The sequence below is a fragment of the Spongiactinospora gelatinilytica genome, from assembly GCF_003236385.1.
Lineage (GTDB): Bacteria > Actinomycetota > Actinomycetes > Streptosporangiales > Streptosporangiaceae > Spongiactinospora > Spongiactinospora gelatinilytica.
In genome coordinates, this window is sequence record NZ_POUA01000147.1 from 1 (window position 1) to 16679 (window position 16679).

18 protein-coding genes are annotated in these 16679 nt (G+C 71.0%); 8 read left to right on the top strand and 10 right to left on the bottom strand.

Annotated elements, in window-relative coordinates:
- Positions 1–82: 82 nt before the first annotated feature.
- Positions 83–2302: a transglycosylase domain-containing protein gene (locus tag C1I98_RS19255; RefSeq protein WP_233507995.1), complete on the bottom strand. Its 2220-nt coding sequence runs from the start codon at positions 2300–2302 to the stop codon at positions 83–85.
- Positions 2303–2657: 355 nt separating this feature from the next.
- On the opposite strand from C1I98_RS19255, the gene C1I98_RS19260 reads away from it, so the two are divergent.
- Complete coding sequence (locus tag C1I98_RS19260; RefSeq protein WP_111168836.1) at positions 2658–2954, top strand: WhiB family transcriptional regulator; 297 nt, start codon at positions 2658–2660, stop codon at positions 2952–2954.
- A 177-nt stretch (positions 2955–3131) separates the two neighbouring features.
- Here C1I98_RS19260 and bagB read toward each other — a convergent pair whose 3' ends face one another.
- The gene (bagB, locus tag C1I98_RS19265) at positions 3132–4262 is read right to left on the bottom strand and encodes an ATPase BagB (RefSeq protein ID WP_111168837.1); all 1131 of its coding nucleotides are present in this window, start codon (positions 4260–4262) and stop codon (positions 3132–3134) included.
- Positions 4259–5263, bottom strand: coding sequence for an ATPase BagA (gene bagA / locus C1I98_RS19270; RefSeq protein ID WP_111168838.1), 1005 nt, complete (start codon positions 5261–5263; stop codon positions 4259–4261). The genes bagB and bagA overlap by 4 nt, the downstream gene beginning before the upstream one ends.
- Positions 5264–5341: 78 nt before the next feature.
- On the opposite strand from bagA, the gene sp36 reads away from it, so the two are divergent.
- Genes sp36 through C1I98_RS19285 form a run of 4 tightly spaced genes read left to right on the top strand, consistent with a single transcriptional unit; the run spans position 5342 to position 7585 of the window.
- Positions 5342–5497, top strand: a complete 156-nt coding sequence (gene sp36, locus C1I98_RS42995; protein WP_199537050.1) for a Sp36 family protein — start codon at positions 5342–5344, stop codon at positions 5495–5497.
- Positions 5494–5952 (top strand): RidA family protein, encoded by a 459-nt coding sequence (locus tag C1I98_RS19275; protein WP_111168839.1) that lies wholly within the window; start codon positions 5494–5496, stop codon positions 5950–5952. Before sp36 ends, C1I98_RS19275 begins: the two co-directional genes overlap by 4 nt.
- 17 nt (positions 5953–5969) lie before the next feature.
- A complete protein-coding gene (locus C1I98_RS19280) occupies positions 5970–6788 on the top strand; it encodes an NUDIX hydrolase (RefSeq protein WP_233507996.1) in 819 nt (272 codons plus the stop codon).
- A complete protein-coding gene (locus tag C1I98_RS19285; RefSeq protein WP_111168840.1) occupies positions 6785–7585 on the top strand; it encodes an MBL fold metallo-hydrolase in 801 nt (266 codons plus the stop codon). The genes C1I98_RS19280 and C1I98_RS19285 overlap by 4 nt, the downstream gene beginning before the upstream one ends.
- Here the strand turns inward: C1I98_RS19285 and C1I98_RS19290 are convergent.
- Positions 7567–8247, bottom strand: coding sequence for a Crp/Fnr family transcriptional regulator (locus tag C1I98_RS19290; RefSeq protein WP_111168841.1), 681 nt, complete (start codon positions 8245–8247; stop codon positions 7567–7569). The genes C1I98_RS19285 and C1I98_RS19290 overlap by 19 nt on opposite strands.
- 142 nt (positions 8248–8389) lie before the next feature.
- Here C1I98_RS19290 and nth point away from each other — a divergent pair, with 142 nt between their 5' ends.
- The 3 genes from nth to C1I98_RS19305 all read left to right on the top strand — a co-directional run bounded on the left by nth (position 8390) and on the right by C1I98_RS19305 (position 11068).
- A complete protein-coding gene (gene nth, locus C1I98_RS19295) occupies positions 8390–9112 on the top strand; it encodes an endonuclease III (protein WP_111168842.1) in 723 nt (240 codons plus the stop codon).
- A 41-nt stretch (positions 9113–9153) separates the two neighbouring features.
- Complete coding sequence (locus tag C1I98_RS19300; protein ID WP_111168843.1) at positions 9154–9804, top strand: NUDIX hydrolase; 651 nt, start codon at positions 9154–9156, stop codon at positions 9802–9804.
- 73 nt (positions 9805–9877) lie between these two features.
- Positions 9878–11068, top strand: a complete 1191-nt coding sequence (locus tag C1I98_RS19305) for a MarP family serine protease (protein WP_111168844.1) — start codon at positions 9878–9880, stop codon at positions 11066–11068.
- On the opposite strand, the gene C1I98_RS19310 is transcribed toward C1I98_RS19305, so the two are convergent.
- The 6 genes from C1I98_RS19310 to C1I98_RS44010 all read right to left on the bottom strand — a co-directional run.
- Positions 11065–11544, bottom strand: a complete 480-nt coding sequence (locus C1I98_RS19310; protein WP_233507997.1) for a DUF309 domain-containing protein — start codon at positions 11542–11544, stop codon at positions 11065–11067. The genes C1I98_RS19305 and C1I98_RS19310 overlap by 4 nt on opposite strands.
- Complete coding sequence (locus tag C1I98_RS19315) at positions 11541–12461, bottom strand: alpha/beta fold hydrolase (RefSeq protein WP_111168846.1); 921 nt, start codon at positions 12459–12461, stop codon at positions 11541–11543. The genes C1I98_RS19310 and C1I98_RS19315 overlap by 4 nt, the downstream gene beginning before the upstream one ends.
- A complete protein-coding gene (locus tag C1I98_RS19320; protein WP_111168847.1) occupies positions 12451–12930 on the bottom strand; it encodes a phage holin family protein in 480 nt (159 codons plus the stop codon). The genes C1I98_RS19315 and C1I98_RS19320 overlap by 11 nt, the downstream gene beginning before the upstream one ends.
- 32 nt (positions 12931–12962) lie before the next feature.
- Positions 12963–14231, bottom strand: a complete 1269-nt coding sequence (nhaA, locus tag C1I98_RS19325) for a Na+/H+ antiporter NhaA (protein WP_111168848.1) — start codon at positions 14229–14231, stop codon at positions 12963–12965.
- 162 nt (positions 14232–14393) lie between these two features.
- On the bottom strand, positions 14394–16388 hold the full coding sequence (acs, locus tag C1I98_RS19330) for an acetate--CoA ligase (protein ID WP_233507998.1): 1995 nt from the start codon (positions 16386–16388) through the stop codon (positions 14394–14396).
- 11 nt (positions 16389–16399) lie between these two features.
- The coding region (locus tag C1I98_RS44010) for a hypothetical protein (RefSeq protein WP_233507999.1) at positions 16400–16679 on the bottom strand (280 nt) is incomplete at its 5' end.

Genomic DNA, 16679 nt, shown 5'->3' on the forward strand with positions numbered 1-16679 from the left:
GGCCGTACGCGCGCGCCTCTCACCGTGACGTCCCCGTCATCATGAACCGGGGTACGGCTCGCCGTACCCCGGTCCGCGAGGATCACTGGAACGGCGTGACGGGCGTGTCCTGCGGAATGCCGAGGCCGTCGTTCCAGTAGTCGTCGGGCCGTCCGTCGTCCCGGCCGCCCGGGTCGGTGCCGTCGTCCTGCTCCTCCTCGTCGGGGAGGTCGTCGCCTTCGGGGAAGGGGAAGGGGAAGCCGTCGCGCTCGTCGCCCTCCTCCTTCTTCTCCTTGGGCGGCTTGGGCGCACAGCCCGTGCTGCACCCGCCGAAGCGGTCCATGTTGATCGCCGTGAACGAACTCGCCTCGATGTCCTCGAGCGCCTTCAGCATCGACTCCTTCCAGATGGGCCCGGAGATCGACGCACCGTAGACGTAGCTCCAGTAACGCCCGCCGATGGTCACCCCCACCAAATCGTGCCGGAAGGCCCCGCGCGGGTCGCCGATGCTGACGGCCGATGACAGGTCGGGCGTGTAGCCGGCGAACCACGCCGCGGTGTAGTCGTCGGTCGTGCCCGTCTTGCCCGCCGCGTCCCTGCCGATGCCGCCCACATCCTGCATGGTGCCCTTTGTGAAGACGCCGGACAGAATGTGGCTGGCCGCGTCGGCGACCTCCTCGTCGAGCACCTGCTTGCACCGGGGCTTGTGCTGCTTGGCCTTGCCGTACCGGTCGCGGACCTCGGTGACCGCGATCGGCCGGCAGTACTCGCCCCTGGCGGCGATGGTGGCGTAGGAGTTGGCCAGGGTGACCGGGTCCATCTCGTTGACGCCCAGGGTGAAGGTCTGGACCTCGCGCAGCGAGTCGCCGTCGGCGCGCTTGGCGCCGAGCTTCTTGGCCATGGTCACGACCTCGCAGAGGCCGACCTTCTGTTCAAGGGCCAGGAAGAAGGTGTTGACCGAACCCCAGGTGCCGGTGGACAGGCTCTTGAAGCCGCCGGTGCCCTCGCTGGAGTTGTGGGCGGGTGGGCCGCTTATCGCGCCGACGGAGTTGCCGTCGCAGTCCTTGAAGGCGGAGGCGCTGGGCGCGAGGTAGGCGTTGGGGGCCTTCAGGCCGTCGTCCACCTTCATGCCCTGGTCGAGCGCGGTGAGCAGGGTGAACACCTTGAAGGTCGAACCCGCCTGGAACCCCGCGCCGCCGCCGTGCGCCCGGTCGGCGGGGAGGTTGTAGCTGATCTGGTTCTTCTTCTTGCTCGTACCGAACTTCCTGCTCGCCGCCATGGCCCTGATCTCGCCGGTGCCGGGGACGACCATCGCCTGTGAGGCGGCGGGCATGTCGCCGGGGTCGACGTAGTGGCCGATGGCCTCTTCCGACGCCTTCTGCATCTTGGTGTCGAGCGTGGTCTTGATGGTCAGGCCGCCGTCGCGGAGCAGCCTGCGGCGCTGCGACTCGGTCTTGCCGAAGGCGGCGTTGGTCAGCATCTCGTGCTGGACGTACAGGCAGAAATAGGGGTACTTGCTCTCGTGGCACCCGCCCGGGATGTCCACGTCCTTCCAGCCGAGCGACTTGGCCTTGGCGGCCGCCGCCTCCTGATCGCTGATCTTGCCGAGCTCCGCCATCCGGTCCAGCACGATGTTGCGGCGGTCCAGGAGGCGCTTGCGGCCGGCCTTGCCGACGTTGGGGTCGGTGACCGAGGGGTTCTGTACGGCTCCCGCCAGCGTGGCCGCCTCCGCGAGGGTCAGCTTGGCGGCCGGCTTGTCGAAGAACCGCTTGGCGGCGGCCTGGATGCCGTACGCGCCCGCGCCGAAGTACGAAATGTTGAGATAGCGCTCAAGAATCTCGTCCTTGCTGTACTTTTTCTCTAGCGCCATCGCATAGCGCAGCTCGGCGAGCTTGCGCGGGTAGGTGGTCGCGGTCGCGGCCCTGCGCTCGGCATCGGTCTCGGCCTTGTTGAAGAGCACGAGCTTGACGTACTGCTGCGTGATCGACGAGCCGCCCTGGCTCACCCCGCCGTTGGAGAGGTTCGTCACCAGCGCGCGGAAGGTGCCTTCCAGGTCGATCGGCCCGTGTTCGTAGAAGCGGAAGTCCTCGATGGCCACGATGGCCTCCCGCATCACCGGGGCGACCTGGTCCAGCGTGATCGACTCGCGGTTCTCGAAGTAGAACTGGGCGAACGGATCGCCGTCTCTGTCGAGCAGTACGGATTTCTCCGGGAGCGGAGGCTCGGCCAGCTCCTCCGGTTTCAGTTGTAGCCCTTCGGTGGCGGACTTGATGGTGATGCCCGCCCCGCCGACGGCCGGGAGTGCCACGGCCGCAGCGAGCACGCCTGTGATCGCGGCTGCGGCGGTTAGCCGTAACACGTTCAAGAGCAGCGGCGACCGATCTGTGGTCTGAGCTTGCACAAGCTCAAGAGTACGACGGCCTCGTGCGTTAAACGGCATGCAAAGTCCAATTTGCCGAACCGAGTCATGTGCCGGCCCCCTTCCCCGGAGAGGGGTGACTAGTCATTCCCGGCCACATGGTCCGGGATGACCATGCAAGAAATTGGCCCAGCCGGGGGCTGTCGGCCCGAACGCCTGGTTGCGTACGTTCTCCTCTGCGGCAACTGAATAAGGAGGCTCGACGCCCGCGCCCGTCGGCCGACAAGACGACTGACCACCGAAGGGGAGTGGGGTCGAAATGTGGATCACGGATTGGACCTCCCGTGCCGCCTGTCGAGGTGCGGATCCGGACGCGCTGTTCGTCCAGGGTGCCGCCCAGAACCGGGCGAAGCTGATCTGTCGAGGATGCCCTGTCCGTACGGAGTGCCTGGCCGATGCGCTGGACAACCGGATCGAGTTCGGGGTCTGGGGCGGCATGACCGAGCGGGAGCGGCGCGCCCTGCTGCGGCGCCGACCCGACGTGTCCTCTTGGCGCGACCTGCTCGAAACGGCCAAGGAGCAGTACGAGCGCACGAATGAGCTGGTCGCCGGGTAAGCCGCGACCAGGCCGTGGCCCCCGAGTGCGCACCGGCGCGCACCGGCCCGCCACCGGCCGCCCAACAGCCCGCCACGCTGCCGTACCGCTATGGCCGCCAGACAGCCCGCTGAGCTCCGCCGACCGCGAACAGTCCGGTCGGGAAAGGCCGCGCAGAGCCCGGCCGGGAGCTCTCGGTCAGGTGGCCAGCAGGGCGCCGATCTCCCGCAGTCCGGTGAGGTCGTGGACGTCCACCGGCAGGGCGGGCACCTGAGCCAGCGGCACCGTGGGATGTGCCGAGACGAAGTGGTCGCGCTCGCGGTGTTCGCGGGCCCCGAGTTGCATCCGCCCGGCGTGCAGCCGCAGCACGGCGGCGGTCAGCTCGTGTTCCCCGCGCGCTTCCAGGTCTTCGGCCGCGGCGGCGCTGCGGGTGGCCGACAGCGCGCCCGCCGGAGAGACGTGGGCGCGGTTGACCACCAGGCCGGCGAGCGGCATGCGCTCCTCGGCCAGCCGTTCGACGAAGTAGGACGCCTCACGCATCGCGTCCCGCTCCGGCGCGGCCACGACGAGGAACGCGGTGCCGGGCGCCTGGAGCAGCCGGTAGGTCTGCTCGGCCCGCTGCCGGAAGCCGCCGAAGACGGCGTCCAGCGCGGAGACGAAGGTCTGCAGGTCCTTCAGCACCTGCGCGCCGAGCACCTTGGTGAGCATCCCGGCCACCAGGCCGAACCCGGCGTTGAGCAGCTTGAAGGCGCTGCGCCCGCCCGCCTTGGCGGGCGCGGAGAGCACCCGGATGAGCTTGCCGTCCAGGAACCGCCCGAGCCGTTCCGGCGCGTCGAGGAAGTCGAGCGCGGAGCGCGAGGGCGGGGTGTCGACAATGATCAGGTCCCATTCGCCGGACCGGCGGAGCTGGCCCAGCTTCTCCATCGCCATGTACTCCTGCGTGCCGGAGAAGCTGGAGGACAGCGACTGGTAGAAGGGGTTGGTCAAGATCATGCGGGCCCGCTCCGGGTCGGCGTGCGCCTCGATGATCTCGTCGAAGGTCCGCTTCATGTCGAGCATCATCGCGTGCAGGGTGCCCTCGCCCGTGATGCCCTCGACCGGCCGCGGGGTGTTGTCCAGCTCGGTCAGGCCCAGCGACTGGGCCAGCCGGCGCGCCGGATCGACGGTCAGGACCACGACCGTGCGGCCCTGCTCGGCGGCGCGCAGCCCGAGGGCCGCCGCCGTGGTGGTCTTGCCGACGCCGCCGGAGCCACAGCACACGATGATGCGGGTGGCGGGGTCGTCGAGGATCGCGTCGATCCGCAGGGCCGGGGGTTTCCTCGCGCTCACGCGGCTCCCTGGGTGGTCATGGATTCGGACAGTTCGTACAGCCCGGTCAGGTCAACGCCGTCGGCCAGCAGCGGCAGCTCGTACCGCGGCAGGCCCACCTCGGCGAGGGTCCGGCGCTCCGCGCCCTCCAGCCGCATACGGCGGGCGTGCTCGGCCACCTCCGCCGCCAGGGCCTCGGCGGTCGCCGAGGCGTCGCCCGGCCCGTCGGCGAGCCCGGCCGCCTTCAGCCCGAGGGCGAGCTCGGCCACGTCGAAGCGGCCTTCCAGGGCGGCGTCCAGGTAGGAGTCGGGCAGCCCGGCCGGCCGCACCATGTTGATGAAGACCCCGCCCGGCGGCAGCCCGGCCGCGCGCAGCTCGGCGACCCCGTCGATGGTCTCCTGTACCGGCATCTCCTCCAGCAGCGTGACGAAGTGGACCGCGGTCTCGGGGGAGGCCATGACGCCGCGCACGAGGTCGGCGTGGTGCTTGATCGGGCCGACCCGGGCCAGCCCGGCGACCTCGTGGGTCACGTTGAGGAAACGCGCGATCCGCCCGGTGGGCGGCGCGTCCAGCACCACTGCGTCGTAGACCCGCCTGCCGTTCTTGGCCCGGCGGCGGACCGCCTCGCTGGTCTTGCCGGTCACCAGTACGTCGCGCAGGCCCGGGGCGATGGTCGTGGCGAAGTCGATGACGCCCATCCTGGTCAGCGCCCGGCCGGCGCGCCGCAGGCCGTAGAACATCTCCAGGTATTCGAGCATCGCCTCTTCGGGATCGATGGCGAGCGCGTAGACATCACCGCCGCCGGGGGCCACGGCGATCCTGCGTTCTTCGTACGGCAGCGGTGGAAGGGCGAAGACCTGGGCGATGCCCTGGCGGCCCTCCACCTCCACGAGCAGCACCTTGCGCCCGCCCGCGGCCAGCGCGAGCGCCAGCGAGGCGGCCACCGTGGTCTTGCCCGTACCGCCCTTGCCGGTGACGATATGCAGGCGGACGCCGTCCCAGTCCGAGTCACGAGCGCTCACGCTTCGAGGCTACCGAATGGTTACTTGACCGGACGGCCGGGAGTCCCGGTCGTGAGTGCAGATCGCTAATGTGACCCCATGAAGAAATGGGAGTACGTCACGGTGCCGCTGCTCACCCACGCCACCAAGCAGATTCTCGACAACTGGGGTGAAGAGGGCTACGAGCTGGTCCAGGTCATCCCGGGGCCCAACCCGGAGCAACTGGTCGCCTACATGAAGCGGGAGAAGGCATGACCCCGGAGGAGCGGCTGGCCGAGCTGGGATTGACGCTTCCGCAGGTGGTGCCGCCGGTGGCGGCTTATGTACCGGCCCTGCGCAGCGGCGACCACGTCTACGTCTCCGGCCAGGTGCCGGTGTCCGGGGGCAAGGTCCTGGCCGAGGGCAAGGTGGGCGCGGAGATCGACCCCGACCGGGCCAAGGAGCTGGCCGGGGTGTGCGCGCTGAACGGGCTGGCCGCGCTGAAGTCCGTGGTCGGCGACCTGTCGAACGTCGTGCGCATCGTGAAGGTCGTCGGGTTCGTCGCCAGCGATCCGGCCTTCACCGGGCAGCCGCAGGTGATCAACGGGGCCAGCGAGCTGTTCGGCGAGGTCTTCGGCGAGGCTGGCAAGCACGCGCGCAGCGCGGTCGGGGTGGCGGCGCTGCCGCTGAACGTCCCGGTCGAGGTCGAACTGATCGCAGAGGTGCGCTAGCCCGGCGGGCACGGCTCATGAACGGATTTCCCCTCTCCGGCGCGCTCGATGACCGGGCGCGCGACATCATGGCCGGGCGGCTCGCCCCGGTACGCCCGCGCGACGCGGCGACCGTGGCCGTCGTCCGCCCGGCCGTACCCTCCGGACTGGAGGTCTACCTGATCCGCCGCAAGGTCAGCATGGCGTTCGCGGCGGGGGCCTACGTCTTTCCCGGCGGCTCTGTGGACCGGCGTGACGTGGAGCAGCCGGTGGCCTTCCACGGGCCCTCTCCCGAGGAGTGGGCGGGGCTGCTCGGCACGGACGCCAGTACGGCGCGCGGGCTGGTGTGCGCCGCCGTACGCGAGACGTTCGAGGAGTCCGGCGTGCTGCTCGCCGGGCCCGGCGGCGACGGCGTGGTGGCCGACACCACGGGGGAGGACTGGGAGGCCGACCGGCTGGCGCTGGTCGGCAAGACGCTGTCCTTCGCCGCCTTCCTGGCCCGCCGCGGCCTGGTGCTCCGCTCGGACCTGCTGCGGCCATGGGCGCACTGGATCACCCCCGAGGTGGAGGCGCTGCGCTTCGACACCCGCTTCTTCGTGGCCGCGCTGCCGCCCGGCCAGCGCACCCGCGACGTGGGCGGCGAAGCGGACCTGGTCACCTGGGTACGGCCGGCCGACGCGCTGGCCCGCGGGGCGGCCGGCGAGATGCGCCTGATGACGCCCACCCACCGCACGCTCTCCGAGCTGGCCGAGCACGGCGACGTCGCCGCGGTGCTCGCGGCGCCGCGCGAGATCGCGCCCATCCTGCCCGCCGCCGTCGAGGTGGACGGCGAGATCCGGATCGTGGAGCGGCCATGAGCGGCCTGCGCATCCCCCTGGGCGGCGGACCCGACGGGTCCGGCACACCACGAGCGGTCAACGTGCTCGCCCCCAACGCCTCGCCGATGACGCTGGACGGCACCAACACCTGGGTGCTCGCCGAGCCCGGCGCCGAATCCGCGCTGGTGGTGGACCCGGGCCCGGACGACGAGGCTCACCTGCGGCGCGTCATCGACCACCTGGGCGGGCGCAGGGTCGCGGCGGTGCTGCTCACCCACGGGCACGCCGACCACAGCGCGGGCGCGCGGCGCTTCGCGGAGCTGGCCCGCGCCCCGGTGCGGGCCCTGGACCGGGCGCACCGGCTCGGCGACGAAGGGCTGGCCGACGGCGACGTGCTCGCCGTCGAGGGCCTGGAGGTGCGTGTCGTGGGCACCCCCGGCCACTCCTTCGACTCGCTGTGCTTCTGGCTGCCCCAGGACCGGGCGATGCTCACCGGGGACACGGTGCTCGGGCGGGGCACCACCATGATCGCGGACGACGGCGACCTCGCCGACTACCTGACCACCCTGGACAAGCTGCGCGCCACCGCCGAGGAGGTCGGCGCGCGGGCGCTGCTGCCCGGCCACGGGCCGGTGCTCGGCGACCCGATCGCCGCCCTCGACGGCTACGTCGCGCACCGCAGGCGGCGGCTCGACGCGGTCAGGCGGGCGCTGGCGGCCGGGGCCGGGACCCCGGGCGAGATCGTCGAGATCGTGTACGCCGACGTGGACCGGTCACTGTGGCCGGCCGCCGAGGTGTCGGTACGGGCCCAGCTCCGCTACCTGGAGCGGTTGTAGAGCCGTTCCATGTCGAGGATCACCACGGCCTTGGCCTCGATGCGCAGCCAGCCGCGCTGCGCGAAGTCGGCCAGGGCCTTGTTGACCGTCTCGCGGGAGGCCCCGACGAGCTGGGCCAGCTCCTCCTGGGTGAGGTCGTGGTGGACGCGCAGGCCGTCGTCCACCCGCTTGCCGAACCGCTCGGCGAGGTCCAGGAGCTGCTTGGCGACCCGGCCGGGCACGTCGGTGAACACCAGGTCGGCGAGCACGTCGTTGGTGCGGCGGAGCCGCTGCGCGAGCGCGCGCAGCAGGTGCAGCGCGACCTCGGGGCGGCCGGTGAGCCAGGGGCGCAGGTCGTCGTGGCCGAGCCCGGCCAGCCGTACCTCGGTGAGCGCGCTGGCGCTCGCCGTACGCGGGCGCGGGTCGAACAGCGACAGCTCGCCGAACATCTCGCTGGGGCCGAGCACGCTCAGCAGGTTCTCCCGGCCGTCAGGTGACGTGCGGGACAGTTTGATCTTACCTTCCAGCACCACGTAGAGGCGGTCGCCCGTCTCGCCCTCGTTGAAGAGGGTGCGCCCCTTGGGCAGCGTGACCTCGGTGATGCTCGTGCGCAGGGCCGCGGCGCCCTCGCGGTCGAGCGCGGCGAAGAGCGGGGCCTTACCCAGCACGTCGTCGGTGTTCACGGTTCCTCCATGAAATATGCTCACGCTCGCGCGGTCGGCCGGGCCGGCAACCCCGTCCATCCTGATACCACCCGATCCACGCAGCCATTGTGACGCACCCCACCTGGCGAGTCGCGACGGCCTGCCAGCGTAGGCTGTCCGGGTGCCCCGAAAAGCTGCCGACCCCGCCGGGGAAAGTCGCCTCGCACTGGTACGCCGGGCCAGGCGGATCAACCGGATCCTGGCGGAGACCTACCCCGACGCCCACTGCGAGCTGGACTTCCACAACCCCCTTGAGCTGCTGGTCGCCACGATTCTCTCAGCGCAGTGTACGGACAAACGGGTCAATATGGTCACTCCACTCCTTTTTGCGAAATATCGGACAGCCGCGGACTACGCCGCCGCGGACCGCTCCGAACTGGAGCAGATGATCCGTTCCACCGGGTTCTTCCGGGCCAAGACCAACAGCATCATGGGCATGGCCCAGGTCCTGTGCGACAGGTACGGCGGCGAGGTGCCCGGCAGGCAGGCCGACCTGGTCAAGCTCCCCGGCGTCGGCCGCAAGACCGCCAACGTCGTGCTGGGCGACGCCTTCGGCGTGCCCGGGATCACCGTGGACACCCACTTCCAGCGGCTCAGCCGCCGCTTCCGCTGGACCGCCGAGACCGACCCCGTCAAGATCGAGCACGCGGTCGGCGACCTGATCCCCAAGCGCGAGTGGACCCTGCTGTCCCACCGGCTGATCTGGCACGGCCGCCGGATCTGCCACGCCCGCACACCCGCCTGCGGCGTCTGCCCGGTCGCCGCCCTGTGCCCGTCGTACGGCACCGGTCCCACCGACGAGCCGAAGGCGGCCAAACTGGTCCGCACCGGGCCGTTCTCGTGACGGCGGGGAATGCCGCGGGCGACGGCGCGGCTACTGATGGCATGACCGAACCGCAATGGTTGCACGGGCTGGTGTCGTCGTCCGCCGACCGGCCCGTGCCGGCCGCGCTGTGCCCACCCGTCGGCCGGGGCCGGAAGGCGGCGGTGCTGTTGCTGTTCGGCGCCGAGGCGGCGCACGGGCCCGACGTCCTGCTCATCCAGCGCAGCACCCGCGGGCGCAGGCACCCGGGCCAGCCCGCCTTCCCCGGCGGCGGCCTCGAACCCGGCGACGGCGGCCCGGTCGGAGCGGCGCTGCGCGAGGCCGCCGAGGAGACCGGGCTCGACCCCGCCGGGGTGACGGTCGCCGGCACGCTCCCCGAGCTGTACCTCTCGCACAGTGACAACCGTGTGACCCCCGTGGTCGGCTGGTGGCACACGCCGTGCGCGGTTCATCCGGCCGACCCCGCCGAGGTGGCCGCCGTCGAACGCGTGCCCATCACCGAACTGGTCGACCCGGACAACCGGTTCACGCTGCGCCACCCACGCGGCGGCCGCGCCGGGCCAGCCTTCCGGGTCAGGGGGCTGCTGGTCTGGGGGTTCACGGCGGGCGTCCTGGACAGGGTGCTGGCCGGCGCCGGGTTCGAGCGGCCCTGGGACCGCGCCCGCGTCGAGGACCTTCCGCCCGACGTCCTCGCCCTGGCCGCCCGGAGCTGACCGGTCTGTCGCGCGTGCGCCCGTTCTGGGCAACGGGTGCACGTACGCGGTCGCCGCTGGATACGGTTGAAGCGTGCTCGGTGATCTCCTCGACCTCGTCCTGATCGCGCTCATGATCGCCTTCGGCGTCTCCGGATACCGCCAAGGCTTCATCATCGGCGTGCTCAGCCTGGTCGGCTTCGTGGGCGGGGCCTTCCTCGGGGTGGCCGTCGCGCCGTCGATCGCCGGGTGGCTGGTCGACGGGTCGATCGAGTCGGCGCTGCTCGCCATCGTGATCGTGTTCCTGGCCGCGATGGTCGGCCACTTCGCCGCCTCGACGCTGGGCGCGGTCGTGCGCAGCCACGTGACCTGGGAGCCCGCCAAGGTCGCCGACGCCGTCGGCGGCACCTTCACCGGCGCCATCTCGGTCCTCGTGTTCGTCTGGCTGGTCGGCGGGCTGCTGGCCAACGGGCCGTTCCAGCCGCTGAGCCAGCAGGTCAACAACTCGCTGGTGCTGGCCACGGTCGACCAGACGCTCCCCGACATGGCCAAGCAGTGGCGGCGCACGTTCAAGAACTTCATCGACACCTCCGAGTTCCCCGAGGTGTTCGAGGCCATCGGCGGCGGCCAGTTCGTGGACGTGCCGCCGCCCGACCAGGGCGTGCTGAAGGGGGCCGCGCTGCAACGCGCCCGCCAGGGCGTCGTCAAGGTCCAGGGCACCGCGCCGAGCTGCGAGAAGAGCATCGAGGGCACCGGCTTCGTCTACGCCAACGACCGCATCATGACCAACGCGCACGTCGTCGCCGGCGTCACCCAGCAGCTCCGGGTCACCGACTACACCGGCACCACGCGGGCCGCCCGCGTGGTGCTCTACAACTCCGACCGCGACATCGCCGTCCTGTACGTCCCCGGCCTGGACCTGCCGGTGCTCCGCTTCGACGGCAAGGTGGACAAGGGCGACCAGGCGATCATCGCGGGCTACCCCCGGGGCGAGGGGTTCCGGCCACGGGCCGCGCGCATCCGCGTCAAACAGAACGCCGAGGGCTACGAGATCTACCACCGCAAGCAGGTCGTCAGGGAGGTCTACTCGATCCGCGGCGTGGTCCAGCCGGGCAACTCCGGCGGGCCGCTGCTGAGCCCGGAGGGCAGGGTGTACGGCGTGATCTTCGCGGCGGCCACCGACCGGGAGGAGACCGGCTACGTGCTGACCGCGGGCGAGGTCACCCCGGACGCCGAGGAGGGCTCGCAGCGGGTCGAGCGGGTGAGCACCCAGGAGTGCGACTAGCCCCGCTCGCCGTGAAGGCAGGCGCGCAGCGCGTCGATGGCCGGGTCCACCTGCTGTCCGGGGTCGCTCACCAGGGCGCGGGCCAGCCGTACGACTCCCGGCAGGTCCATCCCGTAGGGAGCGCGCCCGTCGTACGGCTGGACGCGGTCGGCGCCGCGGGTGAGCAGCGCCGCCGCCCCCCGCGCGTTGCCGCGTTGCAGGTGGGTCAGGCCCACGCAGATCTGGGCGAGGCCCTGCCACAGCTCGCGTTCGTCGTCCGGGGCGTTCTTCCAGCGGGCCTCCAGCACCTCGTGCGCGTGGAACGGCCGGCGCTCGCCCAGCAGCCGCACGGCCTCCGCCACGGCCTCCTCGCCGGAGGGCGCGAAGTCGTCGGGGACGCGTTCCACCCCCGCCGCGTCTCTGGGCAAGGGCCTGCCGTACTCATCGCGCGGACGGGCGTTCCTGGGCCGTCCAGAGGGGTCTCTGTCGCGGCTCACCGGCCCGCCTCTCCGTTGTCCAGCCATTCGATCAGCTCGGCGTCGAACCGCTCGGGGTGCTCCTCGTGCGGGAAGTGCCCGACGCCCTCCAGCAGCCGCCAGCGGTAGGACCCCGAGACGTACCGGCCGGACCCGTGCGCGGTGCGCGGCAGCACGCACGTGTCGAGCGCGCCGTGGACGTGCAGGGTCGGGGCCTCGACCTCGGTCCGCATGGACCGGGCGTAGCGCAGGCCGTCCGGGCGGAACTGGGAGCGGCCCAGCCAGCGGTGGTACTCCAGCGCGCAGTGCGCCACCCCCGGGATGCGGAACACCTCGCGGTACTTCGCGGCGACGTCCTCATCCGGCTTGCGCGGCCCTGACCAGCGGTCGAGCAGCTTGCCCACCCGCGCCGCGCCCCGCGCGGTCAGTCGCCACTCCGGCAGGAACGGAAGCTGGAAGCCCACCCGGCCCACGCTGGCCCGCAACTGCCCGAACGGGTCGGCCGCCAGCGACCTGCGCAGCCGCAGCGGGTGCGGCGCGGAGACCGGCACCAGCCGGTGCACCGATTTGGGGTCGAGCACGGCCATGGTCCAGGCGAGCATGCCGCCCCAATCGTGGCCGACCACGATCGCGCCCGTCTCACCGAGCGCGCGTACCAGCCCCGCGGCGTCCTGGGCCAGGGTGGGCAGGTCGTAGCCGCGCGGCGGCTTGTCGCTCGCGCCGTACCCCCGCAGATCGACCGCGACCGCGCGGTATCCGGCGGCGGGCAGCGAGACCAGTTGGTGCCGCCAGGTCCACCAGAACTGCGGAAAGCCGTGCAACAGCAGCACGAGCGGGCCCTTGCCCGCCTCCACCACGTGGAATCGGGTGCCCCCGGCGTGTACTCCGCGGTGGGTCCAGGGCCCCTCGATCCTGGACAGCGACTCGTCAGCGGCCATCGGTCACCGACTCACGCCGGGCGCCGATCTCACCGGCCCCCTCCGGCAGCTTCGCCGCGCCCAGAGAGTCGAGTTCGTCGGAGCCGCCCTTGAGGTGCTTGAGGGTTCGTGTGGTGCGCTGCATCTTGGTCAGGCCCTTCAGCCTGCGCCAGCCGAACAGGACGAGCACCAGTGCGGCCAGGATGTAGAAGACGGTGACGATGGTGAAGGCCAGCGCCTGGGAGAGCCCGGCCGCCACCAGCCAGTAGGCGATCGTGAACGAGGCCAGGATGAGCACCAGGTGCCCGATGAACGCGGCGGCGGCGAACAGCCCGCTCGCGGTGCCCACCCGCTTGGCGTCGAACCTCAGCTCCGCCTTCGCCAGCTCGATCTCCGCCCGGATCAGCGTGGAGATCTGGTCGCTCGCCTGAGCTACCAGTTCGCCCAGGGATTCGTCCTGGGGTGGCCCAGCGGCCGGATTGTGCGGCATGAACGATCTCCTATCGGTAGCCGGGCGTGCTGTCAATCATCCCGCTCGCTCATCGGCTCCGGCACGCGCCCAGGGCCCGATGTCGCGGACGCCGCCGCGTGCGAGCGGACCCGGAAGTGCAACAGCGCGGCGGCCAGGAGCGAGCAGACCAGGCTGGCGGCGAGCACGCCGGTGGTCACCGCGTCCGCGCGGGCCGGGTCGCCGCCGTACGCGAGGTCGCCGATCAGCAGCGAGACCGTGAACCCTACCCCGCCGAGCAGGGACACCGCGGCCATGTCCCGCCAGTGCAACTCGCCGGACAGGCGCGCGAGGCCCAGCCGTACCGAGATCCAGGCTCCTCCGAACACGCCGAGGAACTTGCCCACGACGAGGCCCGCCATTACTCCGAGGACCACCCGGTCGGAGAAGATGGCGCCGACGGCGGAGGCGTTCAGCGGCACTCCGGCCGACAGGAACGCGAACACCGGCACGGCCAGGCCGGCGGATATCGGGCGGATGTGGTGGTCGGCGGCTTCCGCCGGGGTCCTTTGCTCTGCCTCGCGGGCCTTGCAGCGGGTGAGCAGGCCCAGCGCGACTCCGGCGACGGTCGCGTGCAGGCCGCTGACCTCGACGAAGTACCAGGCGGCGAGGGCGATCGGCAGGTGGATCCACGGGCTGGTGACCCCGCGCGCCTGGAGCAGGCCGTACAGGGCGATCAGGGCCGCTCCGGCGAGGAGCATCGGGACGTTCAGACCCTCGGTATAGAACAGCGCGATGACCGTGATCGCTCCGAGGTCGTCCACGACGGCGCAGGTGAGCAGGAACGCGCGCAGCGCGGCGGGCATGGCCGAGGCGGTGACGGCGAGTACGGCGAGCGCGAAGGCGATGTCGGTGGCGGTCGGGATCGCCCAGCCCCGCGCGGCGTCCGGGGCGCCGATCGTGACCAGCAGGTAGACCGCGGCGGGGGCGGCCATGCCGGACAGCGCCGCGATGATCGGCAGCGCGGCCTTGCGGAGCACGGCCAGCTCGCCGTGCGTGAACTCCTCCTTGACCTCCAGACCGGCGACGAAGAAGAAGATGGCGAGCAGGCCGTTCTGGGCCCATTTGTAGAGTTCGAGGTCGAGGTGGAGGGACGCCGGGCCGAACGTCAGCGTACGGATGGAGTCGTAGCTCTCGTAGGAGACGTTGGCCCAGATCAGCGCGGCGACCGTGGCCGCCAGCATGATCATGCCGCCGAGGGTCTCGGCACGCAGCGCTTCGGCGATCTGGGCGGCGTAGCGGGCGGTGGGACGAAGCGGCCATACCTGGGCGGCTCGGCGCATGCTCTCTCCGGTGCGTCGGGGTCGTTCAGGGCGCTCGCCGACCAGGCTTCCCGGCACACCATTTCCTAAAGAGTACTAAACCGGACAGGCGCGGCTCCCCGGGTACGGGGGCCGCGCCTGTGATGTGGCTCTCTTGTTCGGGCTTGTTCGGGCTTGTTCGGGTCAGTCTTCGGATTTGGCGCTGGGCAGCTTCTCGGAGATGAGGTTCATCACCGAGCTGTCGGTCAGCGTGGTGACGTCGCCCAGCGAACGGTTCTCCGCCACGTCGCGCAGCAGCCGGCGCATGATCTTGCCCGAGCGGGTCTTGGGCAGCTCCGGCACCACCAGGATCTGCCGCGGCTTGGCGATCGGCCCCAGCGTCTTGGCCACGTGCGCGCGCAGGTCGGTGCCGATGTCGTCGCTCTCGGCCACGTTGCCGCGCAGGATCACGAACGACACGATCGCCTGCCCGGTGACCGGGTCCGTCGCGCCCACCACCGCGGCCTCGGCGACCTTCGGGTGCGACACCAGGGCGCTCTCCACCTCGGTGGTGGAGATGTTGTGGCCGGAGACGAGCATCACGTCATCGACCCGGCCGAGCAGCCACAGGTCGCCGTCCTCGTCCCGCTTGGCCCCGTCGCCGGGGAAGTACATCCCCGGGAAGCGGGACCAGTAGGTGTCGATGTACCGCTGGTCGTCGCCCCAGATCGTGCGGAGCATGGCCGGCCACGGCTCGCGTACGACCAGGAAGCCGCCGCCGCCGTCGGGCACGCTGTTGCCCTGGTCGTCCACCACGTCGGCGCTGATGCCCGGCAGCGGGCGCATCGCCGCGCCCGGCTTGGCCGCCGTCACGCCCGGCAGCGGGCTGATCATGATCGCGCCGGTCTCGGTCTGCCACCATGTGTCCACCACCGGGCAGCGGCTGCCGCCGATGTGCTCGCGGTACCAGACGTAGGCCTCGGGGTTGATCGGCTCGCCGACGCTGCCCAGCACCCGCAGGCTGGACATGTCGAACTTCGCCGGGATGTCGTCGCCCCACTTCATGAAGGTCCGGATGGCGGTGGGCGCGGTGTAAAGGATCGAGATCTTGTACTTCTGCACGATCTCCCAGAACCGGCCGCGGTGCGGGGTGTCCGGGGTGCCCTCGTAGATCACGCTGGTCGCGCCGTTGGCGAGCGGGCCGTACACGATGTAGGAGTGGCCGGTCACCCAGCCGATGTCGGCCGTGCACCAGTAGATGTCGCTCTCCGGCTTCAGGTCGAACACCGCGTGGTGCGTCCAGGCGGTCTGCGTGAGGTAACCGCCGCCGGTGTGCAGGATGCCCTTGGGCTTACCGGTGGTGCCGCTCGTGTAGAGGATGTAGAGCGGGTCCTCGGCGTCGTGCGGCTCGGGCTTGTGCTCGTCGCTCTGCCGTTCGACGAGGTCGTGCCACCAGACGTCCTTGTCGGTCCAGGCGACGTCCTGTGCGGTACGCCGTACGACGACTACGTGCTCCACACCCGGACACTCGGCCACGGCCTCATCGACCGTCGGCTTGAGCGCCGAAGGCGCGTTGCGCCGGAAACCGCCGTCGGCGGTGATGACCACCTTGGCGTCGGCGTCGTCGATGCGGCTCTTCAGCGCCGAGGCGGAGAACCCGCCGAACACCACCGAGTGGACCGCCCCGATGCGGGCGCAGGCCAGCATGGACACCGGCAGCTCGGGGATCATGGGCAGGTAGATGGCGACGCGGTCGCCCTTGCGGACCCCCAGCTCGGTCAGCGCGTTCGCCGCCCGGCTCACCTCGCGCTGCAGGTCGGCATAGGTGATCGCGCGGCTGTCGCCCTCCGGCTCGCCCTCCCAGTAGTAGGCGACCTTGTCACCGTTGCCCGCCTCGACGTGGCGGTCCACACAGTTGTAGGCGACGTTGAGCCGGCCGCCGACGAACCACTTGGCGAAGGGCGGGTTCCACGACAGCGTGGTGTCCCACCGCTTGGACCAGCTCAACCGTTCCGCGGCCCGATCCCAGAACGCGAGCTGGTCGCGCTCGGCCTCGTCGTAGGCACTCGCGGTCACGTTGGCCGCGGCGGCCAGGTCGGCGGGAGGGTCGAACCGCCTCGTCTCCTGAAGCAGGTTCGACAGGGTCTCCTGTGTCCGGTTGCCGCCGTTGGGGCCGTGACCAGGGGTTTCCAGGGCCACTACATACTCCTTCACGAGGGCCTGATCTGTTGCTTGCGATCCCACTTCACCAGCCCACAGGCGTCCACCACAAGAGGTCTAGACAGGTCGGTACCGTGTGGCGAAGTCTTCTGGGGATCCTGACAAATGGCGTGTAGTAGTTGTAATAACGAAATCTTATGAATGCCCATACCCTTGGGGTTCGGCAATGCACCCACCGCTGCGCCCGGCGGTCCCAACGCCTCGCCGAACGGTCCACCGGCCACGACGGCCCGCGGGCCCCGACAACGAGAAAGTCCGCCGGTCAGCCCC

Bases quoted from the DNA above. Each gene is read 5' to 3' on its own strand.
- C1I98_RS19260 (WP_111168836.1), top strand. From the start codon at position 2,658: ATGTGGATCACGGATTGGACCTCCCGTGCCGCCTGTCGAGGTGCGGAT.
- sp36 (WP_199537050.1), top strand. From the start codon at position 5,342: ATGAAGAAATGGGAGTACGTCACGGTGCCGCTGCTCACCCACGCCACC.
- C1I98_RS19275 (WP_111168839.1), top strand. From the start codon at position 5,494: ATGACCCCGGAGGAGCGGCTGGCCGAGCTGGGATTGACGCTTCCGCAG.
- C1I98_RS19280 (WP_233507996.1), top strand. From the start codon at position 5,970: ATGAACGGATTTCCCCTCTCCGGCGCGCTCGATGACCGGGCGCGCGAC.
- C1I98_RS19285 (WP_111168840.1), top strand. From the start codon at position 6,785: ATGAGCGGCCTGCGCATCCCCCTGGGCGGCGGACCCGACGGGTCCGGC.
- C1I98_RS19300 (WP_111168843.1), top strand. From the start codon at position 9,154: ATGACCGAACCGCAATGGTTGCACGGGCTGGTGTCGTCGTCCGCCGAC.
- C1I98_RS19315 (WP_111168846.1), bottom strand. From the start codon at position 12,461: ATGGCCGCTGACGAGTCGCTGTCCAGGATCGAGGGGCCCTGGACCCAC.
- C1I98_RS19320 (WP_111168847.1), bottom strand. From the start codon at position 12,930: ATGCCGCACAATCCGGCCGCTGGGCCACCCCAGGACGAATCCCTGGGC.
- nhaA (WP_111168848.1), bottom strand. From the start codon at position 14,231: ATGCGCCGAGCCGCCCAGGTATGGCCGCTTCGTCCCACCGCCCGCTAC.